Origin of the sequence: Pseudomonas sp. HLG18 (assembly GCF_051903985.1) — a bacterium.
Taxonomy (GTDB): domain Bacteria; phylum Pseudomonadota; class Gammaproteobacteria; order Pseudomonadales; family Pseudomonadaceae; genus Aquipseudomonas; species Aquipseudomonas fluorescens_BT.
On sequence record NZ_CP195831.1, the window covers coordinates 764,067 to 788,306 of the forward strand.

At 60.1% G+C, this 24,240-nt stretch carries 26 protein-coding genes; 6 read left to right on the top strand and 20 right to left on the bottom strand.

Features of this window, described 5'->3' with window-relative positions:
• Positions 1-115 precede the first annotated feature (115 nt).
• Together ACSPX5_RS03645 and ACSPX5_RS03650 are read left to right on the top strand one after the other, a co-directional pair.
• Complete coding sequence (locus ACSPX5_RS03645; RefSeq protein ID WP_169429508.1) at positions 116-1,048, top strand: lipid A biosynthesis lauroyl acyltransferase; 933 nt, start codon at positions 116-118, stop codon at positions 1,046-1,048.
• A gap of 35 nt (positions 1,049-1,083) precedes the next feature.
• Positions 1,084-2,256, top strand: a complete 1,173-nt coding sequence (locus tag ACSPX5_RS03650) for a patatin-like phospholipase family protein (protein WP_169429509.1) — start codon at positions 1,084-1,086, stop codon at positions 2,254-2,256.
• 123 nt (positions 2,257-2,379) lie between these two features.
• Here ACSPX5_RS03650 and ACSPX5_RS03655 read toward each other — a convergent pair whose 3' ends face one another.
• The 9 genes from ACSPX5_RS03655 to puuE all read right to left on the bottom strand — a co-directional run bounded on the left by ACSPX5_RS03655 (position 2,380) and on the right by puuE (position 10,521).
• Positions 2,380-3,165 carry an outer membrane protein OmpK gene (locus tag ACSPX5_RS03655; RefSeq protein ID WP_169429510.1) on the bottom strand — a complete coding sequence of 262 codons (786 nt, stop codon included), beginning with the start codon at positions 3,163-3,165 and terminating at the stop codon, positions 2,380-2,382.
• 30 nt (positions 3,166-3,195) lie between these two features.
• Positions 3,196-3,537: a hypothetical protein gene (locus ACSPX5_RS03660; RefSeq protein ID WP_439820961.1), complete on the bottom strand. Its 342-nt coding sequence runs from the start codon at positions 3,535-3,537 to the stop codon at positions 3,196-3,198.
• 1 nt (position 3,538) lies between these two features.
• Positions 3,539-4,324 (bottom strand): outer membrane protein OmpK, encoded by a 786-nt coding sequence (locus tag ACSPX5_RS03665; RefSeq protein WP_439820962.1) that lies wholly within the window; start codon positions 4,322-4,324, stop codon positions 3,539-3,541.
• A 159-nt stretch (positions 4,325-4,483) separates the two neighbouring features.
• Positions 4,484-5,842 carry a nucleobase:cation symporter-2 family protein gene (locus ACSPX5_RS03670; protein ID WP_207867734.1) on the bottom strand — a complete coding sequence of 453 codons (1,359 nt, stop codon included), beginning with the start codon at positions 5,840-5,842 and terminating at the stop codon, positions 4,484-4,486.
• A gap of 168 nt (positions 5,843-6,010) precedes the next feature.
• Positions 6,011-7,324 carry a urate hydroxylase PuuD gene (locus ACSPX5_RS03675; protein ID WP_323162092.1) on the bottom strand — a complete coding sequence of 438 codons (1,314 nt, stop codon included), beginning with the start codon at positions 7,322-7,324 and terminating at the stop codon, positions 6,011-6,013.
• Between the two features lie 51 nt (positions 7,325-7,375).
• Positions 7,376-7,879 carry an ureidoglycolate lyase gene (locus tag ACSPX5_RS03680; RefSeq protein WP_027613342.1) on the bottom strand — a complete coding sequence of 168 codons (504 nt, stop codon included), beginning with the start codon at positions 7,877-7,879 and terminating at the stop codon, positions 7,376-7,378.
• A gap of 120 nt (positions 7,880-7,999) precedes the next feature.
• Complete coding sequence (gene alc, locus ACSPX5_RS03685; protein ID WP_169429515.1) at positions 8,000-8,995, bottom strand: allantoicase; 996 nt, start codon at positions 8,993-8,995, stop codon at positions 8,000-8,002.
• A gap of 87 nt (positions 8,996-9,082) precedes the next feature.
• Complete coding sequence (uraD, locus tag ACSPX5_RS03690; protein ID WP_039769895.1) at positions 9,083-9,598, bottom strand: 2-oxo-4-hydroxy-4-carboxy-5-ureidoimidazoline decarboxylase; 516 nt, start codon at positions 9,596-9,598, stop codon at positions 9,083-9,085.
• Entirely contained in the window at positions 9,595-10,521 is a 927-nt protein-coding gene (gene puuE / locus ACSPX5_RS03695) for an allantoinase PuuE (RefSeq protein WP_039769896.1), read from the bottom strand. Before puuE ends, uraD begins: the two co-directional genes overlap by 4 nt.
• Positions 10,522-10,951: 430 nt before the next feature.
• Between puuE and uraH the strand changes: the two genes are divergently transcribed.
• Positions 10,952-11,305, top strand: coding sequence for a hydroxyisourate hydrolase (gene uraH, locus ACSPX5_RS03700; RefSeq protein WP_169429516.1), 354 nt, complete (start codon positions 10,952-10,954; stop codon positions 11,303-11,305).
• Positions 11,306-11,412: 107 nt separating this feature from the next.
• On the opposite strand, the gene ACSPX5_RS03705 is transcribed toward uraH, so the two are convergent.
• The 4 genes from ACSPX5_RS03705 to ACSPX5_RS03720 all read right to left on the bottom strand — a co-directional run bounded on the left by ACSPX5_RS03705 (position 11,413) and on the right by ACSPX5_RS03720 (position 15,909).
• Entirely contained in the window at positions 11,413-13,005 is a 1,593-nt protein-coding gene (locus tag ACSPX5_RS03705) for a hypothetical protein (protein WP_439820963.1), read from the bottom strand.
• Positions 13,006-13,145: 140 nt separating this feature from the next.
• On the bottom strand, positions 13,146-13,775 hold the full coding sequence (locus tag ACSPX5_RS03710) for a LysE family translocator (RefSeq protein ID WP_169429518.1): 630 nt from the start codon (positions 13,773-13,775) through the stop codon (positions 13,146-13,148).
• Positions 13,776-13,862: 87 nt separating this feature from the next.
• Positions 13,863-15,212, bottom strand: coding sequence for an NCS2 family permease (locus ACSPX5_RS03715; RefSeq protein WP_439820964.1), 1,350 nt, complete (start codon positions 15,210-15,212; stop codon positions 13,863-13,865).
• Between the two features lie 250 nt (positions 15,213-15,462).
• Complete coding sequence (locus tag ACSPX5_RS03720) at positions 15,463-15,909, bottom strand: MarR family winged helix-turn-helix transcriptional regulator (RefSeq protein WP_169429519.1); 447 nt, start codon at positions 15,907-15,909, stop codon at positions 15,463-15,465.
• Between the two features lie 82 nt (positions 15,910-15,991).
• Here ACSPX5_RS03720 and ACSPX5_RS03725 point away from each other — a divergent pair, with 82 nt between their 5' ends.
• A complete protein-coding gene (locus ACSPX5_RS03725; protein WP_439820965.1) occupies positions 15,992-17,158 on the top strand; it encodes a PLP-dependent aminotransferase family protein in 1,167 nt (388 codons plus the stop codon).
• A 33-nt stretch (positions 17,159-17,191) separates the two neighbouring features.
• Here ACSPX5_RS03725 and ACSPX5_RS03730 read toward each other — a convergent pair whose 3' ends face one another.
• From ACSPX5_RS03730 to ACSPX5_RS03750, 5 genes are all read right to left on the bottom strand, one after another.
• Positions 17,192-17,563 carry a glutathione S-transferase N-terminal domain-containing protein gene (locus tag ACSPX5_RS03730; RefSeq protein WP_007960011.1) on the bottom strand — a complete coding sequence of 124 codons (372 nt, stop codon included), beginning with the start codon at positions 17,561-17,563 and terminating at the stop codon, positions 17,192-17,194.
• Positions 17,564-17,665: 102 nt separating this feature from the next.
• Positions 17,666-18,211 carry a GTP cyclohydrolase I FolE gene (gene folE, locus ACSPX5_RS03735; RefSeq protein WP_003204506.1) on the bottom strand — a complete coding sequence of 182 codons (546 nt, stop codon included), beginning with the start codon at positions 18,209-18,211 and terminating at the stop codon, positions 17,666-17,668.
• Between the two features lie 77 nt (positions 18,212-18,288).
• A complete protein-coding gene (locus ACSPX5_RS03740; RefSeq protein WP_439820966.1) occupies positions 18,289-18,846 on the bottom strand; it encodes a Smr/MutS family protein in 558 nt (185 codons plus the stop codon).
• A 75-nt stretch (positions 18,847-18,921) separates the two neighbouring features.
• Complete coding sequence (locus ACSPX5_RS03745; protein ID WP_169429522.1) at positions 18,922-19,242, bottom strand: hypothetical protein; 321 nt, start codon at positions 19,240-19,242, stop codon at positions 18,922-18,924.
• A gap of 131 nt (positions 19,243-19,373) precedes the next feature.
• Entirely contained in the window at positions 19,374-19,964 is a 591-nt protein-coding gene (locus ACSPX5_RS03750) for a cysteine hydrolase family protein (protein ID WP_169429523.1), read from the bottom strand.
• Between the two features lie 239 nt (positions 19,965-20,203).
• Between ACSPX5_RS03750 and prmB the strand changes: the two genes are divergently transcribed.
• On the top strand, positions 20,204-21,112 hold the full coding sequence (gene prmB, locus ACSPX5_RS03755) for a 50S ribosomal protein L3 N(5)-glutamine methyltransferase (protein WP_085710643.1): 909 nt from the start codon (positions 20,204-20,206) through the stop codon (positions 21,110-21,112).
• A gap of 42 nt (positions 21,113-21,154) precedes the next feature.
• Here prmB and ACSPX5_RS03760 read toward each other — a convergent pair whose 3' ends face one another.
• Positions 21,155-21,946, bottom strand: coding sequence for a hypothetical protein (locus tag ACSPX5_RS03760; RefSeq protein WP_439820967.1), 792 nt, complete (start codon positions 21,944-21,946; stop codon positions 21,155-21,157).
• A gap of 97 nt (positions 21,947-22,043) precedes the next feature.
• A complete protein-coding gene (locus ACSPX5_RS03765) occupies positions 22,044-22,997 on the bottom strand; it encodes an alpha/beta hydrolase (RefSeq protein WP_169429524.1) in 954 nt (317 codons plus the stop codon).
• Positions 22,998-23,127: 130 nt separating this feature from the next.
• Between ACSPX5_RS03765 and aroC the strand changes: the two genes are divergently transcribed.
• Entirely contained in the window at positions 23,128-24,219 is a 1,092-nt protein-coding gene (gene aroC / locus ACSPX5_RS03770; protein WP_439820968.1) for a chorismate synthase, read from the top strand.
• The last annotated feature ends 21 nt before the right edge of the window (positions 24,220-24,240 follow it).

A 24,240-nucleotide genomic window follows, 5' to 3' on the forward strand; every position in this document is an offset into this window, starting at 1 on the left:
TCGGCATACAACGGCTTGTCACTAAAAGTGCCGAGACTTATAACGAGAACGCCCGCCAGCCGCAAGCCGGGCTGAACGATGTAGAATGCGCGGCCACTTATTTACGGAAGCTTTAATGGATCGCCCGCGTTTTCGAAAAGCATTTCTTGCTCCTCGCTTCTGGCCGCTCTGGTGCGGCCTGGGGCTGTTGTGGCTGACGGTGCAGTTGCCCTATCCGGCATTGCTGGCCATCGGTCGTTTTCTCGGTGCCCTGATGTATCGCTTCGCAAGCGACCGGCGGCGTATCGCCAAGCGCAATCTGGAACTGTGTTTCCCGGAAAAATCCGCCGCCGAGCGCAAACGCCTGCTCAAGGAAAACTTCGCCTCCACCGGCATCGCGTTCTTTGAAATGGCGATGAGCTGGTGGTGGTCCCGTCAGCGTCTGGCGAAACTGGCCCATGTCGAAGGCCTCGAGCACCTGCAAAAGGCCCAGCGCGAAGGCAAGGGCGTGATTTTGATGGCAGTGCATTTCACGACACTGGAAATCGGCGCGGCGCTGCTCGGCCAGCAGCACACCATCGATGGTATGTACCGCGAGCACAAGAACCCGTTGTTCGACTTCGTTCAGCGTCAGGGCCGCGAGCGGCACAATCTCGATTCGCTGGCGGTGGAGCGCGACGATGTCCGCGGCATGCTCAAGCTGCTGCGTTCCGGGCGTGCGATCTGGTACGCGCCGGATCAGGACTACGGCGCCAAGCAAAGCATCTTCGTGCCGTTGTTCGGCATTCAGGCCGCAACCGTCACCGCCACCAGCAAGTTCGCCCGGCTGGGCAAGGCCCTGGTGGTGCCGTTCACCCAGGAGCGTCTGGCGGACGGCAGCGGCTATCGTCTGGTGATCCATCCGCCGCTGGAAGGGTTTCCGGGCGAAACCGAAGAAGCCGACTGCATCCGCATCAACCAGTGGGTGGAAGGTGTGCTACGCGATTGCCCGGAGCAATACCTGTGGGCGCACCGGCGTTTCAAGAGCCGTCCGCCGGGCGAGCCGAAGCTGTACGCCAAACGTCGTTGATTCACCCCATCCCATAAGCACCACGGAGCGTTGCGATGAGCCCAGCTGAACCGGTCACAGGTTTGATTCTTTCCGGCGGCGGGGCTCGGGCGGCGTATCAGGTGGGGGTGCTGGCGGCAATTGCCGAACTGCTGCCGCTGGGCGCGGACAATCCGTTCCCGGTGATCGTCGGCACATCGGCCGGGGCGATCAACGCGGTCAGCCTGGCCAGCGGTGCGACCGATTTTCGCGCGGCCATCGAGCGTCTGACGCTGTTCTGGCAAGGCTTTCGCAGCCATCGCGTGTTGCGCAGCGACTGGCCGGGGGTGATCCACCAGGCCAGTCGTTTTGTCAGCCACAGCCTGTTGGGCATGGGCAGGCAAGTGCCGGTAGCACTGCTCAACAGTTCGCCGCTGCGCCATCTGCTCAATGAAAAACTGCACATGCCCGGCATCGCCGAGTCCATCGCGCGCAAGCAATTGCACGCGGTGGCGGTAACAGCGTTCGGCTACGAGTCGGGGCAGGCGGTGACCTTCTATCAGGGCGGCGGGACCATCGATTCCTGGCTGCGTCACCGGCGCATCGGTGTGCCGACGCAGTTGTCGGTGGAACACTTGCTGGCCAGTTCGGCGATCCCGCTGTTGTTCGCGCCAGTGAAGATTGGCGATGAATATTTCGGCGATGGCGCGGTGCGGCAATCGGCGCCGATCAGCCCGGCACTGCATCTGGGTGCGAGCCGGGTGCTGGTGGTGGGCGTCAGCGGCAACCCTCGGGGGTTCGATCCGGCACATCCGCTTGAGCGCACTTACACGGGAAAGCAGCCGACACTGGCGCAGATCGGCGGGCACATGCTCAACAGCACCTTCATTGACAGCCTGGAAAGCGATATCGAGCTGCTTCAGCGTCTGAACCAGTTCAGTCACCTGATGCCTGACGGAACGCCGACCCGCGCGCTGGGCGTAGCGCCGGTGGACGTGCTGGTGATTTCGCCGAGCCAGCCGATCGATGAAATCGCGGCGCGGCATCGACAGGAGCTGCCAGCGGCGTTGCGGCTGTTCTTGCGCGGTCCGGGTGCGACCAAGACCAGTGGGGCAGGGGTATTGAGTTACTTGCTGTTCGAGGCCGGGTATTGCAGCGAACTGATCGACCTTGGGCGACGCGATGCCTTGGCCAAGCGCGATGAGCTGTGCCGGTTTTTGGGGATAACCGCGGCGTTGGCTCCCGCTTGAGATTTGTGGTGCCGCCCATTCGCGAGCAAGCCCGCTCCCACATTGGTTTTGTGTCGTTCACAAACCAATGTGGGAGCGGGCTTGCTCGCGAAGGCGTCCCTTCAGACGCCATTGACACCAGGATCAGAAGTGGAACTTCACCAGGAAGCTCGTGGTGCTCTGATCGGTCTTGAAATACTGGCTGTCCTTGATCCCGTACTTGTCCGACCAGTAGTCGTACTCAACACCCACATACAACTGCTTCTCGCCAATGCTCAGCGCCTTGCCCAGGTCGTATTTGACCTGTGGGTTGAAGTGCAGGTTGGCGTGGTAATCGCCTTTGGAGTTGGAGTCGTTGTCGACCACCCAGTCCATGAACCCGTCGATCAGGATGTTCGAGTCGCCGACCGGAATCGTATAGGACCAGACCGGGGTGATCTGCCAGACGTTGTCTCCGGCGCGGGAGCCTTCGGTGTGGCGCTGATAGAAGTTCAGCTGGAAGTAGTCGAAGCCCGGGATCGCCAGGTCAAAGCCTGGACCGATCAGGTACGACTCGGTATCACCCTCACCGAACTCGTAAGTCATGGCCAGCAACACGTCGGTGACCGGACCGAAAGCCAGTTTCTGGTCGAATATCTTGCCGAACGACAGACGCGGGCTGATTTCGCCGTAGTAAGTGTTCGAGCCGACACCGCCGTCATCCTTGCCGTTGTAGAAGATCTTGTCGACGAACAGGAAGTTGTCGCCGTACTTCCAGGCATCGGCGTGTTCGAAGGTGACGGTCTGCTGAATGCGCGGGTTGACCTGGAAATCCTTGCCATAGAGGTAGGTCAGGCTGTTGTTCTGCCATTGCAGCAGGCCGTCGGCCATGGCCTGGCCCCCCGCCAGCATGGTTCCCGCAAGCATCAGGCTGGTGCTCATACGTTTCATTCGGTTGCTCCCAAAGTAGGTGTTCCACGTTTATTTTTTTGAGTCGGCGCTCTGGTGTGGCGCCTTTTTTCGTTGTTGCAAAAAATCATCCATCCGGTCAGCTTTAATGCTGTTAGCAAGAGCTGAGCCAAGGCTTTTCGAAAAGCAAAAAAACGCCCGTCGGCTGCTGAAAAACAGTCGACTGAGCGTGTTTTCGGGATGCCTCGGTACTGACTGCGGCCGGGATAAGTTGGCTCGTTGGTCAGGAATTAAATCCGGGCTTTTTTTTAGACCGAATTCAGGAGGCCGCGGAGAATACTGACTCAACGGCCAGGTCTCAAGTGCCCCGCAACAGAGCACCGACGACAGGTAGGGGGCACGGTTGCGGGTCATTTTAGAAGTGCACCTTCACCAACAGGCTGGCGGTGTTTTGGTTGGTGTCGAAACGGTGGGTGCTTTCGACGCCGTATTTGTTCTTCCAGTAGCTGTATTCGGTGCCGACGTACACCTGCTTCTGGCTCCAGCCGAGGGCTTTGCCCAGGTCGTATTTGATCTGCGGGTTGATGTGCAGGTTGGCGTGATAGGTGCCGCGCGAGTTCTTGTCGTTGTCGACCACCCAGTCGAGGTAGCCGTCGATCAACAAATCGGAATTGCCCACGGGAATGCTGTAGGACCAGCCCGGGGTGATCTGCCAGACACCATCACCCGGGCGCGGGCCTTCGGTCTGGCGGCGGTAGAAATTCAGGGTGAAATAGTTGAAGCCCGGCACTTTCAGGTCGAAACCGGGGCCGATCAGATAGGCCTCGCTCTCGCCTTCGCCGTATTCGTAGGTCATCGCCAGCAGCACGTCCTTGATCGGGCCGAACTCCAGCTTCTTGTCGAAGATCTTGCCGAACGACAGACGCGGGCTGAATTCGCCGTAGAAGGCGTGGGGGCCTTTGTTGCGGTCTTCCTGGCCGTTGTAGAAGGTCTTGTCGACGAACAGGAAGTTGTCGCCGTACTTCCACTTGTCGGCGTGCTCGAACGTCACCGTCTGCTGGATCGACGGGTTGATCGCGAAGTTCTTGCCGTAGAGGTAGCTCAGGCTGTTGGTCTGCCACAGCAATAAATCGCCGGCCATGGCTTGCGAGGCGGCCAGCAGGCCGCCGCTCAACAACACGTTGGTTTGAGTCCGGATCATCTGTTGCTCCCTCTTGTTTTTATTGTTTGAGGCAGGGCGTTGCTTACCCCTGTGGGAGCGGGATTGCTCGCGAAAGCGAAGGGTCATTCACGGTGATGGTGACTGACATGACCCTTTCGCGAGCAAGCCCGCTCCCACAAGGGGATTTTTGTGTCGCTGTTAATGTTGGTGTGCGTGGCAGTCGTTGATCGCGGCGCGTTCGGCGCCGCCGAGAATGTTGAACAACAGGTTCAGCGTCAGCGCGCTGAGGGTGGCCATGGCGATCCCGCTGTGGGTGATCGGACTCATCCACAACGGCAGGTGGGCGAAGAACTCCGGACGCACTACCGGGATCAGGCCCATGCCGATGCTCACGGCTACCAGCAATTGATTGCGACGGTCACCAATGTCGGCTTCCTGCAGGATCTTGATACCGGTAGCCGCGACCATGCCGAACATCGCAATCGCCGCACCGCCGAGTACTGCCGGTGGAATCGACGCCACCAGGAACGCCGCTTTCGGCAGCAGGCTCAGGACGATCAGCAAACCGCCGGCGACGATGGTCACCGAACGGCAGCGCACACCGGTCATCTGCACCAGGCCAATGTTCTGCGCGAAGGAGGAGTGGGTGAAGGTGTTGAAGAATCCGGCGAAGAACGACGCGCCGGCATCACACAGCAAGCCCCGGCGCAGCATGCGCGGACAGACTTCCTGGCCGGTGATCTTGCCCAGTGCGAGGAACATCCCGGTGGACTCGACAAAGATGATCACCACCACCAGGCACATCGACAGGATCGGTGCCAGTTCGAACTTCGGCATGCCGAAATGCAGCGGGGTGACGAACTGAACCCATGGCGCACTGGCCATGCCGCTCAGGTCGACCATGCCGATGGCGCCGCAGAGCACGTAACCCAGGCACATGCCGATCAGCACGGAAATATTGACCCAGAAACCGCGCATGAAGCGGTGGATCAACAGAATGGTGGCCAGCACCAGTGCGGCGATGGCCAGGTAAATCGGTGAACCGAATTGAGCGGCGCCAGCGCCGCCACCGGCCCAGTTCACGGCCACGGGGAACAGCGACAAACCGATCGAGGTGATGACCGTGCCGGTCACCAGGGGCGGGAAGAAGCGCACAACTTTGGACATGAACGGCGCTATGATCATGCCGAAGAACCCGGCGGCGATGGTGGCGCCGAAGATTCCCTGCAGACCGATGCCGGGCATGCCGGCCATGGCGACCATGCTGCCGACGGCGGCGAAACTGGCGCCCATCATCACCGGCATGCGAATGCCCATCGGGCCGATCCCCAGGGACTGCACAATGGTGGCGATGCCGGCGACCAGCAGGTCGGCGTTGATCAGGAAGGCGATTTCTTCACGACTCAGGCCAGCGGCCTGTCCAATGATCAGCGGTACCGCGATGGCGCCGCCGTACATCAGCAGTACATGTTGCAAACCGACCAGGATCAGTTGCAAAAGGGGCAAACGCTGAATGGCGGGTGCGTCGGGGATGCGCGCTTTGGACAGCTCGGACATGCAACACCTCGGATCTTTTTTATTCTTGTGATTGAACAGCTGCCGGGTTGCTCACAGCTGTCCTTTTGCATCAGGTAAACCGCGTTGCGGCTAATCGCAGGCAAGCCAGCTCCCACGGGATTGTGTGAATCCCTGTGGGAGCGGGCTTGCCCGCGATGCTTTTATTGCTTAGTTGGTCCGGGCTCCCTGGGCGATCCATGCACCGATCAGATCACGTTCCTGCTGGGTCATCTGCGTGATGTTGCCCAGTGGCATGATCTGCGTGGTGATGGCTTGCGCCTGAATCCGCGCCGCGTTCTGGCGGATCTGCTCGGGGGTGTCGAACATCACACCGGCCGGTGCCGCGCTGAACAGCGGGCTGGTCGGTTTGGCCGAATGGCAGACCGCGCAGCGCTCCTGGATCACGTTGTGCACCTTGTCGAACGCAGGACCGGCGTTGGACGCCTGAGCCGGAGCTGCGGCCGCTGCAGAAGGTGCGGCCGGTTGTGCAGCTTCAGCCGGTTTCGCGCCACCACCCAGCGCCGTTTCCGGCAACGGCTGGTACTCGATTTTCGCAGGCGCCTTGGCCACGTCCGGAGCGGTCGACATCGGCGCCGGGCCGGTGACGTACGCCAGACTGATCATGCCCACCGCTGCCACCGGCAGGGTCCAGGCAAACTTGTGGCTGTCGTGACGGGTGTTGAAGTAGTGACGCACCAACACCGCCAGCACCGCGATCCCGGCCAGGATCAGCCAGTTGTACTGGCTGCCGTAAGTGCTCGGGAAGTGGTTGCTGATCATGATGAACAGCACCGGCAGGGTGAAGTAGTTGTTGTGACGCGAACGCAGCAGGCCTTTGGCCGGCAGCGCCGGATCCGGCGTGCGGTTCTCGGCAATCGCGGCCACCAGTGCGCGCTGGGCCGGCATGATGATGCGGAACACGTTGCCGACCATGATGGTGCCGATGATCGCGCCGACGTGCAGGTACGCACCACGACCGCTGAACACCTTGCTGAAGCCATACGCCGCGCCGATGATCAGCACGAACAGGATGAAGCCCAGCAGCGCGGGTTTCTTGCCGAGGGGCGAATCGCAGAGGAAGTCGTAGATGAACCAGCCGGCGATCAGCGAACCGATACCGATGGCCACGCCTTCAGGGCCGGTCAGGCCGCTGCCGGGTGCCACAAGGTAGAGCACGGGGTTGGAGTAGAACACCACGCAAAGGAGCGCGATCCCCGACATCCAGGTGAAATAGGCTTCCCATTTGAACCAGTGCAGGTTCTCCGGCATCGACGGAGGGGCCAGTTTGTATTTTTCCAGGTGATAGATACCGCCGCCGTGGATCGCCCACAGATCACCGGCAAGACCGGTTTTCGGGTTGACGCGGTTGAGGTTGTTCTCCAGCCAGACGAAGTAGAACGACGCGCCGATCCAGGCCACGCCAGTGATCATGTGAACCCAGCGCACGCTCAGGTTCAGCCATTCCAACAGATGTGCTTCCACAGTCTTTACCTCTCGCCTGTCACTCTTGTTGTCGAGTGATCAGACCTTCTCTTATTGGTGGGGGGCGAGGATCAAACGCTCATCCTCTTTGAAAAAATGCTCATCGCAGTTATTGCCTGTGCCACTGCGATCAACCACCAGGAAGTCATCCCGCTTTTCGATCGTCAGCACCGGGTGGTGCCAGACGCCGCGATGGTAATTGATGCCCTGCCTGCCGTTGGTGACGAAGGCGCGGACCAAGCCTGATACAGGTACATCGCCAAGTGGCGCGACCACGATCAGAAAGGGGTTGCCGAGCAGCGGAATGAAAGCCTGGCTGCCCAGCGGATGGCGTTCCAGCATGCTGACGGTCAGCGGCATGTCCTGCGCGTCGGCGCGGAAGATGCTGATGATCGCGTTGTCCTCAGGCGTCGCGGTTTCGACCGTCGCCAGTTTGTGGAAGCGCATGGTCGAACCGTTGTTGATCATGAAGTGATCGCTGCCGTCGGTTTCGATCACGTCACCGAATGGGGCGAAGGCTTCTTTGGTCAGCGGTTCAATCGTCAGTGTGCGCATGCTGTTCTTCTTTTCGTTGAGTTCTGTGTTGTTGGTTCTGACGCCTTCGCGAGCAAGCCCGCTCCCACATTCGACCGCATTCCCCTGTGGGAGCGGGCTTGCTCGCGAAGGGCGCACCGCTTATTTAGCGACCTTGCCCAAAACGCGCAGGCGGCTCACACCACCGTCCGGGAACACGTTCAGACGGATGTGGGTGATCGGGCCCAATGCCTTGATCTGTTCGACGAAGGTGTGTTCGGCGTGCATTTCCAGCTTCTGGCTCGGCAGCAGTTCGCGCCAGAACAGCGACTGGGTTTCGATCTGGCTGTCGGTGCCGCCCTTGACGAACGCGCCCTGGATCGAGCAGGTGTCCGGGTAGTTGCCCTTGAAGTGCAGGGTGTCGACGATGATTTTCTCGATCTCGCCCGGGTGGCCCAGCGCGACGATCACCCAGTCATTGCCTGGCGTGCGACGACGTGCGGTTTCCCAGCCGTCGCCCATGTTGATGCCACGGCCCGGGTTGAGGATGTTGCTCATGCGGCCGAAGTGTTCGTCGGAGCAGGCGAGGGCGCGGCCGCCGTTGAGGGCTGCAGCCAGGTCGACTTGCTCGTTGTCGCCAACTGCCGACCAGTCGCGGAACGGAATGCCGTACACGCGCAGACGGGCAACGCCGCCATCCGGGTAGATGTTGAAGCGCAGGTGGCTGAACGCCTTGTCGTTGTTGATTTCGTGGTAGTGGTGGCTGTTGCCTTGCAGCTCGACGGCCGACAGCACTTCAGTCCACTGGGTGTTTTCGTCCGGCTCGCCCGACGCCAGGAAGCAGGCTTCCAGCGAGGCCGATGGCGGGAAGTTGCCGGTGAAGAATGAAGTGTCGATGTCCACGCCTTTGATCGAACCCGGTACGCCCAGGCGAATCACCGCGCTGTCGTAGCCCTCGAAGCGCTTGCGGCGCGATTCCCAGCCGTCCATCCACTTGCCGTTGTCATCGAACACGCCCTCCTTCCACACGGCCGGGGTCGGCTGAAACAGACGATTGGCGTCTGCGAACCAGTCATCGGTGACCGAGATGATTTTGGTGCCCAGACGGGCATCGGCCAGGTTGACGAACTTCTCGAAAGGTACGGCGTAAGCTTTCATTCTTCTTGTCTGCCTTTAAATAAGTGGCTTGGGATGCTTGCAAGACCCTGGGTGCTCTCCGCGTTTGATGCACTCGGGTCAGGCTTGCTAGAGAGTCAGTAATCGGAACAGGGCGATCTTGTTGATCTCCGCCAGCGCGCATTTGAACTCGGTGTCGACCGGGTTGTGAATGCGCGTTTCGAACGCCGCGAGGATCTGATGCCGGTTGCTGCCTTTTACCGCCATGATGAAGGGAAACTTGAACTTGGCCTTGTAGGCGTCGTTCAGCTCGGTGAAGCGCTGGAACTCTTCGGCCGTGCATTGGTGAATACCGGCGCCAGCCTGTTCATGGGTGCTGGCTTCGGTCAACTCGCCCTGGACGGCAGCTTTGCCGGCCAGGTCCGGGTGAGCGTTGATCAGTGCCAGCTGACTGGCGTGATCGGCGCTCAACAGGATGTCGCTCATGCGCTGGTGCAGGGTTTCGATCTGATCGATCGAGGCGTCCTGGCCCAGGTCGAAGGCCTTCTCGGCCACCCATGGCGAATGTTCGTAGATGTCGGCGAAGGCTTTGACGAAGGCGTCGCGGCTCAGGGTCGACGGTTTCAGGGTTTGAAAGGTGCTCATTTGGCAGCCCCTTGGTACGGGTGGGTTTCGTGCCAGTGACGTGCGATGTCGACGCGGCGGCTGAACCACACCTGCTCATGACTTTTAGCGTATTCGATAAAGCGCTTGAGCGACGCCAGGCGCGCGGGACGGCCGATCAGGCGGCAGTGCAGGCCGATCGACAGCATCTTCGGTGCTTCGGCGCCTTCGGCGTAGAGCACGTCGAACGCATCTTTGAGGTATTCGAAGAAGTCGTCGCCCTTGTTGAAACCCTGGACCTGGGTGAAGCGCATGTCGTTGGTGTCCAGGGTGTAAGGAATCACCAGGTGCGGCTTGCCGGTCGGGTTGTTCGGTTCCCAGTAGGGCAGGTCGTCGTCGTAGGTGTCGCAGTCGTAGAGGAAACCGCCTTCTTCCATCACCAGGCGACGGGTGTTCGGGCCGGTGCGACCGGTGTACCAGCCCAGCGGGCGCTCGCCGGTGAGTTCGGTGAGGATGCGGATCGCTTCGAGCATGTGCTCGCGTTCCTGCGCTTCGTCCATGTACTGGTAGTCGATCCAGCGGTAGCCGTGGCTGCAGATCTCGTGACCGGCCTCGACCATCGCGCGGATCACGTCCGGGTGGCGCTGGGCGGCCATGGCCACGGCGAAGATGGTCAGCGGAATGTCGAATTCCTTGAACAGTTTCAGAATCCGCCAGACGCCGGCCCGGCTGCCATACTCGTAAAGCGATTCCATGCTCATGTTGCGCGCGCCTTGCAGAGGCTGGGCGGCGACCATTTCCGAGAGGAAGGCTTCCGATTCTTTGTCGCCGTGCAGGATGTTGCGCTCGCCGCCTTCTTCGTAATTGAGTACGAACGACAGGGCGATCCGGGCATTGCCCGGCCAGTGTGGGTGAGGAGGGTTACTGCCGTAACCGATCAGGTCGCGTGGGTAGTCAGCGCTCACTGCAGTCTTCCTTCTTATTCGTTGACAGATTGTGTGGCGCCCTGAAGTTTGGATGGCAGGCTGGCGTCACAGCGATGGGATGATTGTATACAACTTTATTCTCAATTTGTAAGCCTGAATTTTCGCATTTTTCACCGGCCGTCATCTTTTGCTGTTAATGGCGTGAACCTGCAAGAAACCTGCCTGACCAGTCAGCTAGTGGATGGAGGGTTCAATGAATGCAAGGTTGAAGGGCAAACCACCGGGAAATTCAAGGATGGCGGCGGTGGAAGGAAAAATGTCGTTTTTATTGTGTACAATTTTTTTGAAAAGTGTCTTAATCAATCGCTCGCCGCAGCTTTTCGTGCTCCGAAACGGTGCGGTCTCCTTTTCAACTGACTTCGGGAGGCGCGAAGTCTGACTGCTCCAGGCAGGCAGGCGCGCAGAATCAATGGGACGTTTGACAACACACGTTTTGGACGCTGCACACGGTTGCCCGGGCAGCTCGATCAAGATCGAGCTGTACCGCGTTGAAGGTTCGCACCTGGAATTGGTTGCCAGTGCGCTTACCAACAGCGATGGCCGGGTCGATGCGCCGCTACTGCAAGGCGATGACTACCGTACCGGTGTCTATCAGGTTCAGTTCCACGCCGGCGATTACTACCGCGCCCGTGGCGTCCAGTTGCCGGAGCCGGCATTCCTGGACGTGGTGGTGCTGCGGTTCGGCATCTCTGCCGAACAGGATCACTACCACGTACCGTTGCTGATCTCGCCTTACAGTTATTCCACCTATCGGGGCAGTTGACCCCCAAGCAGCTGCCCCTGCCGGGAAGCGACTGCGCATATAGCTTCTTTGGTCTTTCGCCCGCTCACACTGCGGGCTTTTTTTCGTCTTGCCAAAAGCATCCCGGATTACAAGTCGGCAAGCGTTCCGAGTCTCGACTCATCATCCCTGACGATGAAAATGCTGTCCGGTTGCGAAGCATGAATCTGAGAGCCACCCTTGAGCCACACCAGTCTGTTTTCAGCGTGCGCCTGGAGCATTTCCTGCAAAGCCGGGTATCCGACCTGGGTGTTCAACCGGGCTTCGCTGGCATCAGGAGCGGAATTCAGAGGTTGATGAATTTTCTTGCCCCTGACGCGATGCAGGCTGATGAAAAAGACAAAGGGATGATTCTCCCGGCGAAATACCAAGGCTGGAAAGGAAGTTGAAGGCGTTGGCGTGAAAACATCATAGCCCTGGCGATTCAGGATATTGGCCATGAGCCGCTTGAGGTCAACGCCTGACTGCGTCGCTTTGAAATAATCCCACTCTTGCCTTGTCAGGGCGAAGTCAAGCCGCTGCAGAGGGCCTTCCGGGGTCAGGGTTGGCAATTCCAGGGTGCGACCGAGCCCTGGCATAGCGCTGGATGTTGCCAGCGTCGGCAGCATCAGTAATGGATCGGCCAGTGACGGATGGGGCGTGCTGTTACCGCGTTTCCAATCGTTGAACGTTTGCCTGAGGCGAGTCAAACCCACGCCGGTTGCCATATCCCCATCGTTGGCCAGGCCGAATTGATGTCTGGCCACCTTGTTCACCGAGGTATACGACAACAGCGGAAAATAAGTGGCGATGTACTGCGTCAGCGGGTGTTGAAAGGGCAGGTTCGGATCGACCTCCCACTGATTGGCGGGCGGAACACGGATCGCACCTCTGGGTTGCTGCATCAGGTCAGTGCCGAGGATGCGTTCCATGTAGTCGAAGTCATACATCCAGTGTTCCGGATTCTTGATGTAAACGATCGGGTGATCCGGGTCGCTACCGTGCGGCACAAGCAGAAACCGGATGCCATCGACTTCAATGCCGCCGATGGATGTCTCCCGAGGTGGCGCATCCCATTTTTTCCAGGGGTCGGACCATTCATTACCCGTCGAGGTGGAAGAACGTTTGGGCGCGACAACCTCTTGCGGATCATCATCCGTGCTTCGCAGCCGCTTGAGCGTTAATCTGGAATCGCTGCCGCCGGCGCCCTCGTCGATGGGTTTCACGCGCCAGGTGAGAGTACCTTCCACCCGTTCGACTCGTGGACCGGAAGGTCTGTAGTCGCTGTTCAATCTGGCCCGGAAATGATTCTCCGCATCAATGCCCAGCAACACGGTTCCCCCTTCCTGAAGATCCACGAAATGCCTTTGCGTCCCGAGTTCCCGAATGCCGGAAAGCGCATTCGGCGCCGGAAGCCTGGATAGCTGATTGGGGGGGAGAAAATAGTGTTCGATCGGCGCATGGACCACGACAGGGGTGATGTGGGTCTCGGCCGGAAGGTCGACGATCTCCAAAGGTACAGGTCGGGAGGAAGATGATTGAACAGCCGTCCCGGGGGGATCGACAGGTACTCGCTCTTCGCCATGGGGAGCGATGTTCAGCGGCAGCCTGTGGAGTGCCGGAGGCCCGACGTCGGGAAGGTTGAAGGGCGTTTCGGGGGAGGTGGTTGATGCACCGGGTTTTATCGGGCGTTTGGGGCTCATGGGTATTTCACTCGCAAGGTCGATTCACGTTGATCTGGCCAGAAGAGGCCGGATGTTCGGTGAATCAACGCTGCGAAGTGCGGTACATATATCTATTCGTGAGGTGAAATGTTGCCGGGCATCACCCGTTCTCGACGAACTTAGTGACTGCTCAGCAATGAGGCCGCACCTGCGCCACCAAACAATCCGGCACTGATACGGTTGAACCAGCTCTGGCCCTTGCCGCTGCGCAGGTAGCGTGCCGCACCGTGGGCGCCGAGGCCGTAGGTCAGCTTGCAGAGCAGGTCAAGCAGCGTCCAGGTCACAATCATCACCAGCAGTTGTGGCACAAACGGCTGTTCGGTGCTGAGGAACTGCGGCAGAAACGCGGCGAAGAACAGGATATCTTTTGGATTGCTGGCGCCCAGTACAAAGGCTCGCCCGAACAGTGCGCGAAAGCGCGGAGCCGGCGCTGAGTGTGGAACCTGGGCCCCGACTGATGGTTGACGCGATTGCTGCCAGCTCTGCCAGGCGAGGTAGAACAGATACAGCGCACCGACGATTTTCAGCGCGCTGAAGAGTTTTTCCGATGCCAGCAACAGGGCGCCCAGTCCCAGGGCCGAAGCGCTGAGCAGGCAGATCGACGCGCTTACGCCACCCAGGAAGGCCGGGTATGAGCGGCGCAGACCGTAATTCAGACTGTTGCTGATCATCAGCAACGACAGTGGCCCCGGAATCAGGATCACCACCAGCGCAGCGCCGCTGAACAGCAGCCAGGTTTCCAGACTCATCACGTTCTCCCTTTTATCGTTATCAAGAATGTGCAAAAGCCCCACCCGGCAGGGTGAGGCTGTTTTGAAGCGTGAACCGCGTATCGCTTACAGGAAGATGAACTTGGCGATGAAGATCGCGCAGAGCACCCACAGACTGACGGAAATCTCTTTGTATTTACCGGTGCCGGCCTTCAGCGCGACATAGGTAATGAAACCCAGTGCGATGCCGTCGGCGACCGAGAAGGTCAGTGGCATCATGATCGCGGTAACGATGGCCGGAATGCTGTCGGTCGCTTCGTCCCATTCGATGTGCGCCATGCCGCCCATCATCAGCATCGCTACATAGATCAGCGCGCCAGCGGTGGCATAGGCGGGAATCATGCCTGCCAGCGGTGCAAAGAACATCGCGGCTATAAATAGCACACCGACGGTCACTGCGGTAAGACCAGTCCGACCACCAGCGGCTACACCCGCGGCACTTTCCACGTAGCTGGTGACCGGCGGTACACCGACGACCGCACCAAATACGCTGGAGGCGGAGTCTGCTTTCATGGCGCGAGAGAGGTTTTCGATGCGGCCGTCAGCCCCCACCAGATTGGCACGCTGGGCGACGCCCATCAGGGTGCCGGCGGTGTCGAACATGTGCACAAAGAGGAAAGCGAGCACCACGCTGATCATGCTGACGTTGAACACGCCGGCAACGTTCATGGCCATGAAGGTCGGCGCCAGGCTTGGCGGAGTCGACATGATGCCTGAGTAGTGCACGATGCCCAGGCCCCAGCCGGCCAGGGTCACGGTAATAATGCTGATGAGGATTGCGCCGAATACCCTGTGGTAGCTGAGGATCGCGATCATCAGGAAGCAGATGGCGGCGAGCAGCGGGCCGGGTTCACGCAGCGAGCCGAGTTTGATCAGGGTGGCCGGGCTATCGACGACGATGCCGGCGGTTTTCAGGCCGATCAGCCCGAGGAACAGACCCACACCGGCACCCATCGCATAGCGCAGGCTGACCGGGATGCTGTTAAGCAGCCATTCGCGAATCCGCGAAAAGGTCAGGATCATGAACAGCACGCCTGAAACGAACACCGCACCGAGGGCGGTTTCCCAGTTGTAGCCCATGGTGCCGACCACGGTGTAGGTGAAGAACGCGTTGAGGCCCATGCCCGGCGCCAGGCCTACCGGCCAGTTGGCGTAGAGACCCATCAGCAGGCAACCCAGCGCGGCGGCGATACAGGTGGCGACGAAGGCTGCACCGTGATCGATCCCGGCATCGGCCATGATGTTCGGGTTGACGAAAATGATGTAGGCCATGGTGATGAAGGTTGTCAGACCGGCGATCAGCTCGGTCTTCACCGTGGTGCCATGCAAGCTGAGTTTAAAGAGGCGCTCAAGCAGCCCATTGCGTAACGGCGGCGAGAGTTCCAGCGTCGATGCTTCGGATTTGCGGCTTTCCACAGCGAGTACTCCTCAAGAGTTTTATTGTTATTTCCAGAGCCGGACCCTATGAGGGGGTGGCAGCGGCCCTTTGAGGCATACGCGAATTTGTTGACCATGCAGTCAGGAACTCGCACGCAGTGGATTATGCTTTTGTATACAAATAAAGCAAATAATGTTTTTGGTTTTGTTGACGAAAGTTTTGCCGATAGGGATATATCGCTTGCAGGGGGCTCTCTTCGCTGGCTTGCCAGCGAAGAGGGCAGGACATTCAGTCGAGAGTTGTCTGGTTTTTTCCCAGCGCCATATTCACCGCCAGCCAGCCATTCACCGCGGTTTCGCCGGCCTCGGCAAACACCCGCTCAAGTAATTTCACCTGCTCGCGACGCAGCGCCTGTTCAAACTTCGCACCTTCGATAGTCAGTTCCAGCAGACGCTTACGCTTGTCAGTCTCGGACGCCACGCTGTCCACCAGGTGCATTTCCTGCAATTGCCGCAACGGCATGTTCAGCGCCTGTTTGCTCACGCCGAGCAGCGCGAGCAACTCCTTGACGCTCAGATTGGGATAGCGGGCGATAAAAAACACGATGCGCTGATGCACTCGGGACAGGCCACGACGCTCGAGCATTTCGTCGGCCTTGGCAGTGAACGCCTGATAGCCGAAGAAGAACGCTTCCATGGCTTGCTGTTGGCTGCTGCAGTTTTTAAGGTCAAGCATGTTGACGCTTCCAGTGAGATTGTCGTAATTTCAGTCAACAAGTTTGACTCATTTTTCTCATGCCTTGCTAGCGGTGACTTCCATGGCTTTTTCCGAACGTGTCTCGCGTCTCAAAAGTTCTCTGATCCGTGAAATCCTTGCAGCGGCCCAGCGCCCGGAAGTGATGTCCTTCGCCGGCGGTTTGCCGGCTGAAGCGATGTTGCCGAAGGTCGACTGGACCGACATGCCGCTGTCTCTGGGCCAATACGGCATGAGCGAAGGAGAACCTGCGTTGCGCGAAGCCCTGGCGGCAGAGGCGAGGGCGCTGGGTTTGCCATGTGAGGCGAGTCAGGTGCTGGTGGTCAGTGGTTCCCAGCAAACTCTCGATCTGGCGGCCAAGTTGTACATCGACAAGGGCACAGAAATCCTGCTCGAAGCGCCAACCTATCTGGCGGCCCTGCAGATCTTCCAGCTGTTCGGCGCCGATTGCCTGACCGTGCCGCTGGAGGCTGACGGTCCGAACCTTGCGCAATTGCGTCAGCGTCTGGAGCAGCACCGCCCAGCGTTCATCTACCTGATCCCGACCTTCCAGAACCCGTCCGCCGTGCGCTACAGCGAAGCCAGGCGCGAAGCTGTTGCGGCATTGCTCGACGAGTTCGGCGTGACCCTGATCGAAGACGAGCCTTACCGCGAACTGACCTTCGACGGCGGCAGCGCCCAACCGATTGCCGGACGTCTGAAGAAATCCAGCTGGATCTACACCGGCACCGTATCGAAAACCCTGCTGCCGGGTCTGCGCGTCGGCTACCTGATCGCCAGCCCGGATCTGTTTCCGCATCTGCTCAAACTCAAGCAGTCGGCGGATCTGCACACCAACCGCATTGGTCAGTGGCAGGCATTGCAGTGGATCGGCAGCGAGAAATATCAGCAACACTTGAGCGAACTGCGCGGCTTTTACCGTCAGCGCAGAGATGCCTTTCAAGCGGCGCTGGAAATCCATTTCGCCGATCTGGCGGACTGGAACACGCCGCAGGGCGGGCTGTTTTTCTGGCTGACCCTGAAACAGCCGCTGGACACCCGCACGCTGCTGAACACTGCACTGGCCAACGATGTGGCGTTCATGCCGGGCGAACCGTTCTTTCCCGAGCCGGATCGCAATCCCGGTCATCTGCGCCTGAACTTCAGTCACATCGATCCGGCACGACTGGACGAAGGGCTCAAGCGTCTGGCGGCGGTGGTGCGCCAGGCCCAGGCCGCGCAGGCGGCATGAAAAAACCGGCCATCAGGCCGGTTTTTTTTGGGTTCAGACTGCGGCGAACCGCTTGTTCAGGTATTCGATGATGGTGTTGGACTCATACATCCAGGTGGTCTGGCCGTTCTCTTCGATGCGCAGGCACGGCACCTTGATCTTGCCGCCCTGTTCCAGCAGGGTCTGGCGATCCTGCTCGTTGTTTTTCGCATCCTTCAGCGCCACCGGCACATTCAGGCGGCGCAGGCTGCGGCGGGTCTTCACGCAGAACGGGCAGGCGTGGAACTGATACAGGGTCAGGTCTTTTGCGGCAGCGTCGACCTGGGCCTGGGCAGCGGCGGGGCGCTGTTTCTTGCCCGGGCGGGTCAGGAAGTCAACGAAGATGATCAGTTGGCCGAGGCCGACACGAAGCGCTTTGACGAACACGTTACAAGCCTCACAGGGACATTGAAGAAGGCGCGCAGCTTACCCGATTTTTCACGGACGAAAAAAAACCGGCGATCAACGCCGGTTTTTTTGTGTCGCAAATTACTTGATCAGACTGAGAAACTCGCTGCGGGTCGCCGCGTTTTCGCGGAACTCACCGAGCATCACCGAGGTGATCATCGACGAATTCTGTTTCTCCACACCGCGCATCATCATGCACATGTGCTTGGCCTCGATCACCACGGCCACGCCCAGCGCGCCGGTGACCTGCTGGACGGCATCGGCGATCTGGCGGCTAAGGTTTTCCTGGATCTGCAGGCGGCGGGCGTACATGTCGACGATCCGCGCGACCTTCGACAGGCCCAGCACCTTGCCGCTCGGGATATACGCGACGTGGGCCTTGCCGATGAACGGCAGCAGGTGGTGTTCGCACAACGAGTAGAGCTCGATGTCCTTGACCAGCACCATTTCGCTGTTGTCGGAGCTGAACAGGGCACCGTTGGTGACCTCTTCGAGCGTCTGTTCATAACCGCGGCAGAGGTACTGCATGGCTTTGGCGGCACGCTTTGGCGTGTCGAGCAGGCCCTCGCGGGAGACGTCCTCGCCCAGTTGGCCGAGAATCGCGGTGTAATTCTGTTCCAGGGACATGAAACTACCTGTGGGGATTTTCGCAAAGGGCAAGGGTACGGTGGCGGACACGCCCCTGCAAGTTCGGTGTGACGGGATTATTCGTCGCGGCCTTCCATCATGGTGCGTTTGAGCATCACGTAGACCGCGCCGGCCCCGCCGTGTTTCGCCTGGCACGAGCAGAAACCGAGCACTTGCGCATGCTGGCGCAGCCAGGTGTTGACGTGGCTCTTGATCATTGGCCGCTTGCCGTCGAGTCGCACAGCCTTGCCGTGGGTGACGCGCACGCAGCGGATTTCGAATCTGGTCGCTTCGGCAAGAAACGCCCAGAGGGTTTCCCGGGCCTTTTCGACGCTCATGCCGTGCAGGTCGAGGCTGCCTTCGAACGGGATCTGCCCGATCTTGAGCTTGCGCATCTGGCTTTCCTGCACGCCGTCGCGGGCCCACATCAGTTCGTCTTCGGGACCGACGTCGATCACGAACTGATCGGACAGACCATCAACGGTAGTGGTTTCGGTGCGCACGGTGGCGGACTGGCGCAGCTTGGCGATCCGGTCGCGGTCAGCCTTGGGTTTGCCGGTGTCGGCGCGGTCGTGCTTGATCGGCTTGACGCCTTGGATCGCACTTTTGAACAGGGAAAAATCGTCGTCTTGCATAATCAGCCTCCGCGAAGGGCGGCCAGTTTACCCAAACAGACACAAAACGGCCCGGCAAAAAGCCAGGCCGTCGATTCAGTCGTGTTTTTTCATCAGGTGCGGGGACATGTTCAATTCCCGGGATTGCCGGGCGCGACGCCGGCAACGACGCCACAGGGCCACGCCGAAATACAGGAACAACAGGCCGACGGCCAGTATGATCGCCGAACCCATCGGCGTCGCATTCAAGTCGCCGAGTGCCGGCGGGTGGCCGATCAGGCTGGCAACCCCGGCCATCGCCAACAGCACGCCGAACGTCGCCAGAATGGCGGCGATCGCTGCGCCGAATCGAAAACGCCAGTTGCTTTGGCCTTTGGGCCGCAAGCGGCGTGCGTCAAATCCATCGGATAACTTCATTCCGACCTTCCTCAATGGGTATCGGCCCTTCGACCGGGAGTTGACCGGGTTGTTCCTGAGGCTAGGGTAATTGAAGCAAATGCGAGGCTTTTGCGGATGAGCGGCGGGCAGAGCCGCTCATTGGCGGTCGATCAGATCAGGTCATTGGTCAGCGCGAGGGTGGCGAAGTTGTCGGCCATGATCGCCATTTCCGCTTCCTGCACCTGTGCGGCACTGAGTACGCGGCCCTTGAACGGCAGGTCACGGGTGGCGCAGGCGTCTTCGACCAGCGTGCAACGGAAACCCAGGTTCTTCGCGGCACGCACGGTGGTGCTGACACTGGAGTGGCTCATGAAACCGCAGACGATCAGATCCAGCGAGCCGATGGTTTGCAGGCGATCGTAGAGTTCGGTGCCGTGGAAAGCGCTCGGCAGCAGTTTGCCGATGATGGTTTCATCGCCCTGGGGTTCCAGACCGGGGATGAATTCGCCGCGTTCGCCTTGCGGGTCGAACAGACCGCCGACGGTGCCGAGGTGGCGCACGTGCACGATCGGCCGGCCGGCTGCGCGGGCGGCGGCAACCAGTTGTTTGATGTTCGCGACAGCCGCGTCCATGCCGCTCAGGGCCAGCGGGCCGCTGAGGTACTCTTTCTGGGCATCGATGATGACCACGGTGGCATGGCTCAACGTGGCCGCTGCGTAACCGCGACCGCTGAGTTGAAACATCGTTTTTGGAACGGACATTCTGGGGCTCCTTGGGGTGGGGCTTTTGCGACATTGTCCTCTGGCTGAGCGGTTCTGTGAATCGCTACTGTCGTAGGCGCCGTCGTTGCTGGCCTGCAGCCTTGTCAAGTTACACGATCTGTTCAATAGCCGAGGGGAAAATCGGAAGAGTCCTACCGTCGCCCCGGAGTTTTTCCTGCGTCGTCGTGGCGCGTTTTGGCTGGTAGAATCCCCAGTCGTTTTTTCTGGAGTTCTGCCCCGTGATCACTTCCCGACTTCGTACCCTGCGCGACCACATCCGTTGGGCCGTCAGCCGCTTCCATGGGGAGGATCTGTTTTTCGGCCATGGCACCGACAATGCCTGGGACGAAGCCCGGCAACTTGTGCTCGGTGCCTTGCATCTGCCTTGGGAAATCGCTGACAGCTATCTGGACTGCGCACTGGAAGACGATGAACTGGTCAACCTGCAACGCCTGCTCAAGCGTCGCATCGAAGAGCGCATTCCGACCGCCTACCTGCTGGGCGAGGCCTGGTTCTGCGGCATGTCGTTCATTGTCGACGAGCGCGTGCTGATCCCGCGTTCACCGATTGGCGAGCTGATCGAAAACCGTTTTGCCCCATGGATCGGCGACGAGCCGGCGCGAATTCTCGACCTGTGCACCGGCTCCGGCTGCATCGGCATCGCCTGCGCTTACGAGTTCCAGAACGCCGAAGTGGTACTGGCGGACCTGTCGTTCGAAGCGCTGGAAGTGGCGAACCAGAACATCGAGCGCCATGGCGTCGATGAGCGGGTGTTCACCGTGCAGGGCGATGGTTTCGATGGTCTGCCGGGTCAACGTTTCGACCTGATCGTGTCTAACCCGCCCTACGTCGATGCGGAAGATTTCGCCGACATGCCGGACGAATACCAGCACGAGCCGGAGCTGGGCCTGGCCTGCGGCGATGATGGTTTGAATCTGGTGCGCCGGATGCTCGCCGAAGCGGCGGATCATCTCACCGAGAAGGGTTTGCTGATCGTCGAGGTGGGCAACAGCCAGGTACACGTCGAAGCACTGTACCCGGAAGTCGATTTCGCCTGGCTGGAATTTCAGCGCGGCGGGCATGGCGTGTTCATGCTGACCGCCGAACAGTGCCGCGATCATCAGGCACTGTTCGCTTCCCGCGTCTGACCTGAACCGATCGTTCCCACCTCGGTGGGAACGGTCATTGGCTCAGCGGTGCGTTGCAATCCAGATCAGCAACCCGGCCTGAAACACCGCAAACGCCACCAGACAAGTAATGGTGAAGCGCAGCCCGGCGTCTTCGCGCTTGAACTTGCTGACCTTGTCTTCCTGCTTCTTCAGCTTCACTTCCTGCTCGGCCAGATTCTGCTCGGCCTGTTGCAACATCTGCGCAGCTTCAAGAATTTCGACGATCTGTAGCTTTTCGCTGTTCCAGTCGCCCAGCAGGTCACCGACCTTGACTTCCTTGACGCTGCCCTTCAAATGCTGGGCGTCGGCGTAAACCACGTCAAAGCCATGCACGCGCAGAAAGTGATCGCGGCGCAGGCGAGTGTCTTCGTTCAGCGCGTCCTTGTTGTTCAAGTCCATGCCGTCGACGGTATAGGTGGGCCAGCGCTTTTTCGCCCAGTTGATGCCCTGGGCGGCCATGAAACGGCCGATGCCACGGTTCAGCGGTTCTATCTGCAAACCGCTGTCCGGGCCGAAATGCACGCGTTTGGTCTTGTGGTCGACCCACACGTCGAGCTGGTTCTGTTCCTTGCGTACACGCTGCGCTGGCAGTTTGATCGACATGCGCATCAGGCTGTGTTCTTTGCTGTTGCGCTCGGCGTAACCGAATTCAACAAAGCGTAACGGCCGCCCGCCGGTGTTGCGGTCGGTCTGCAACGGCGCCAGGCGGAGCATCTTGTGGTGCTCGACGTGGACATCCGCCCAGGGCAGCTCGACCGCTGGCGGTGCGTCTTTTTCAGCGGTGGTGTCGGGTGAAGTCTGGGTATCGGTCATAACGGCGAGATCCTGTCCAAGCTGCTTGCCGCCAGCCAGTACGCTGGCGACAAAGGCTTATCGGCCGTTTTCATCAAGACTGGAGGGCGAAAAGCGCTTAACGGGTGCGAAGTCCGTCAATAAATTCGAGGATCCGGGTGCCCAGTTCCGCCGCCAGCGGCAAATTCGGATCCTTGTAGGAGGCCATTTGCCGCTTCACGTCGTTGGGCACGATGCGCATCACGTGGTTCATGCCCTCGATCAACGCCAGCGTCGCATCGGGTTTTGCCGCCTTGAGCAGGTTGGCGTCATCGACCTGAACCTGAATGTCGTTGCTGCCCTGGACAATCAAGGCCGGCATTTTCAGTTGAGCGAAGGCGGCGGACGGATCCTGTCGGAACAGCGAAATCAGATACGGTTGCACGCTCGGGCGGAAAATCGCCTGCAACGGCGGCGGGACATTGTCGTCGGTGTGACCGGCCTTGAGGCTGTCGAGCAGTTCATTACTGCGCTGCATCAAAGATGGTGGCAGGCTGCGGGCCAGTTGCCGGCGCAACACCTGATCGATCGGTCGGGCGGTGCCGGACAGTGAAATGACCGCGGCGGCGTCGACTTTCGGTGCGGCCAGGCTGGCGATCAGTGCTCCCTCGCTGTGGCCGAGCAAGATCAACGGGCCGAAACGCGGGTCAGCCTTGAGCTTCTGGCCCCAGGCCACGGCGTCCGCCACATAGGCGTCCACCGACAGATTGCGCTCATCCGGCGTCGCGGCCAGGCTCGCGGCCACCCCGCGCTTGTCGAAACGTACGCTGGCGATATTGTGCTTGGCCAGCACCCAGGCCAGCCGTTTGAGGCTGTCGTTGCGCCCGCCGTCGGGGTTGTTTCCGTCACGATCCGTAGGACCCGAGCCAGAAATAATGAGGACAACCGGCACCGGATTGTCAGACTTTGGCAGCAACAGGGAGCCGAAAAGTTCTCCGCTGCCGGTGTCCAGAGTCACCGGACGTTGCAGGACGGTCGCCTGGACAAAGCCAGTAAACAGGGTAAGGCTCAAGATCAAAACTCGCAGCATCATCACGCCATCATTTGCAAAGGTGCCGGTTGGACTCACCAACACCGCCAAGGTTCGAGGATGAACTACTCGGTTAGCCTGCGTATACTGGCGCGCATCATGAATTTGGGTTTGATTTCACGGAGCGTCCTGCATGTCCGGCAATACCTACGGCAAGTTGTTCACTGTCACCACCGCGGGCGAAAGCCATGGTCCGGCGTTGGTCGCCATTGTCGACGGCTGCCCGCCGGGCCTGGAGATTTCCCTTGAGGATCTGCAACGCGACCTCGATCGCCGCAAGCCGGGGACCAGCCGCCACACCACCCAGCGCCAGGAAGCGGACGAAGTCGAAATCCTGTCCGGCGTGTTCGAGGGCCGCACCACCGGCTGCTCCATCGGCCTGCTGATCCGCAACACCGACCAGAAGTCAAAGGACTACTCGGCGATCAAGGATCTGTTTCGTCCGGCCCATGCCGACTACACCTACCACCATAAATACGGCGAGCGCGATTACCGCGGCGGCGGTCGCAGCTCGGCGCGGGAAACCGCCATGCGCGTGGCCGCCGGCGCGATTGCCAAGAAATACCTGGCGACCCAGGGCATCGTCATTCGCGGCTACATGAGCCAGCTCGGCCCGATCGAAATCCCGTTCAAGACCTGGGAGTCGGTCGAGCAGAATGCCTTCTTCAGCCCGGACCCGGACAAGGTGCCGGAGCTGGAAGCTTATATGGATCAGTTGCGCCGCGATCAAGACTCCGTCGGGGCGAAGATCACCGTGGTTGCCGAAGGCGTGATGCCGGGCCTGGGCGAGCCGATCTTCGACCGTCTCGATGCCGAACTGGCCCATGCGCTGATGAGCATCAACGCGGTCAAAGGCGTGGAGATCGGCGCCGGTTTTGCCTGCGTCGCCCAGCGCGGCACCGAGCACCGTGACGAACTGACCCCGGAAGGTTTCCTCAGCAACAACGCCGGCGGCATTCTCGGCGGAATCTCTTCGGGTCAGCCGATCGTCGCGCACCTGGCGTTGAAGCCTACCTCGAGCATCACCACCCCGGGCCGTTCGATCGACATCGACGGCAACCCGGTCGATGTCATTACCAAGGGCCGTCACGACCCATGCGTCGGCATCCGCGCCACGCCGATTGCCGAGGCGATGATGGCCATCGTGCTGATGGATCACCTGCTGCGTCACCGTGGCCAGAACGCCGACGTGCGCGTCAGCACCCCGGTGCTGGGTCAACTTTGATGGGTGATCTCGAAGCCGCCG

Coding starts and splice junctions, on each gene's coding strand:
- ACSPX5_RS03645 (WP_169429508.1), top strand. CDS start 116: ATGGATCGCCCGCGTTTTCGAAAAGCATTTCTTGCTCCTCGCTTCTGG.
- ACSPX5_RS03650 (WP_169429509.1), top strand. CDS start 1,084: ATGAGCCCAGCTGAACCGGTCACAGGTTTGATTCTTTCCGGCGGCGGG.
- ACSPX5_RS03655 (WP_169429510.1), bottom strand. CDS start 3,165: ATGAAACGTATGAGCACCAGCCTGATGCTTGCGGGAACCATGCTGGCG.
- ACSPX5_RS03660 (WP_439820961.1), bottom strand. CDS start 3,537: ATGACCCGCAACCGTGCCCCCTACCTGTCGTCGGTGCTCTGTTGCGGG.
- ACSPX5_RS03665 (WP_439820962.1), bottom strand. CDS start 4,324: ATGATCCGGACTCAAACCAACGTGTTGTTGAGCGGCGGCCTGCTGGCC.
- ACSPX5_RS03670 (WP_207867734.1), bottom strand. CDS start 5,842: ATGTCCGAGCTGTCCAAAGCGCGCATCCCCGACGCACCCGCCATTCAG.
- ACSPX5_RS03680 (WP_027613342.1), bottom strand. CDS start 7,879: ATGCGCACACTGACGATTGAACCGCTGACCAAAGAAGCCTTCGCCCCA.
- alc (WP_169429515.1), bottom strand. CDS start 8,995: ATGAAAGCTTACGCCGTACCTTTCGAGAAGTTCGTCAACCTGGCCGAT.
- uraD (WP_039769895.1), bottom strand. CDS start 9,598: ATGAGCACCTTTCAAACCCTGAAACCGTCGACCCTGAGCCGCGACGCC.
- uraH (WP_169429516.1), top strand. CDS start 10,952: ATGGGACGTTTGACAACACACGTTTTGGACGCTGCACACGGTTGCCCG.
- ACSPX5_RS03705 (WP_439820963.1), bottom strand. CDS start 13,005: ATGAGCCCCAAACGCCCGATAAAACCCGGTGCATCAACCACCTCCCCC.
- ACSPX5_RS03710 (WP_169429518.1), bottom strand. CDS start 13,775: ATGAGTCTGGAAACCTGGCTGCTGTTCAGCGGCGCTGCGCTGGTGGTG.
- ACSPX5_RS03720 (WP_169429519.1), bottom strand. CDS start 15,909: ATGCTTGACCTTAAAAACTGCAGCAGCCAACAGCAAGCCATGGAAGCG.
- ACSPX5_RS03725 (WP_439820965.1), top strand. CDS start 15,992: ATGGCTTTTTCCGAACGTGTCTCGCGTCTCAAAAGTTCTCTGATCCGT.
- folE (WP_003204506.1), bottom strand. CDS start 18,211: ATGTCCCTGGAACAGAATTACACCGCGATTCTCGGCCAACTGGGCGAG.
- ACSPX5_RS03740 (WP_439820966.1), bottom strand. CDS start 18,846: ATGCAAGACGACGATTTTTCCCTGTTCAAAAGTGCGATCCAAGGCGTC.
- ACSPX5_RS03745 (WP_169429522.1), bottom strand. CDS start 19,242: ATGAAGTTATCCGATGGATTTGACGCACGCCGCTTGCGGCCCAAAGGC.
- ACSPX5_RS03750 (WP_169429523.1), bottom strand. CDS start 19,964: ATGTCCGTTCCAAAAACGATGTTTCAACTCAGCGGTCGCGGTTACGCA.
- ACSPX5_RS03760 (WP_439820967.1), bottom strand. CDS start 21,946: ATGACCGATACCCAGACTTCACCCGACACCACCGCTGAAAAAGACGCA.
- ACSPX5_RS03765 (WP_169429524.1), bottom strand. CDS start 22,997: ATGATGCTGCGAGTTTTGATCTTGAGCCTTACCCTGTTTACTGGCTTT.
- aroC (WP_439820968.1), top strand. CDS start 23,128: ATGTCCGGCAATACCTACGGCAAGTTGTTCACTGTCACCACCGCGGGC.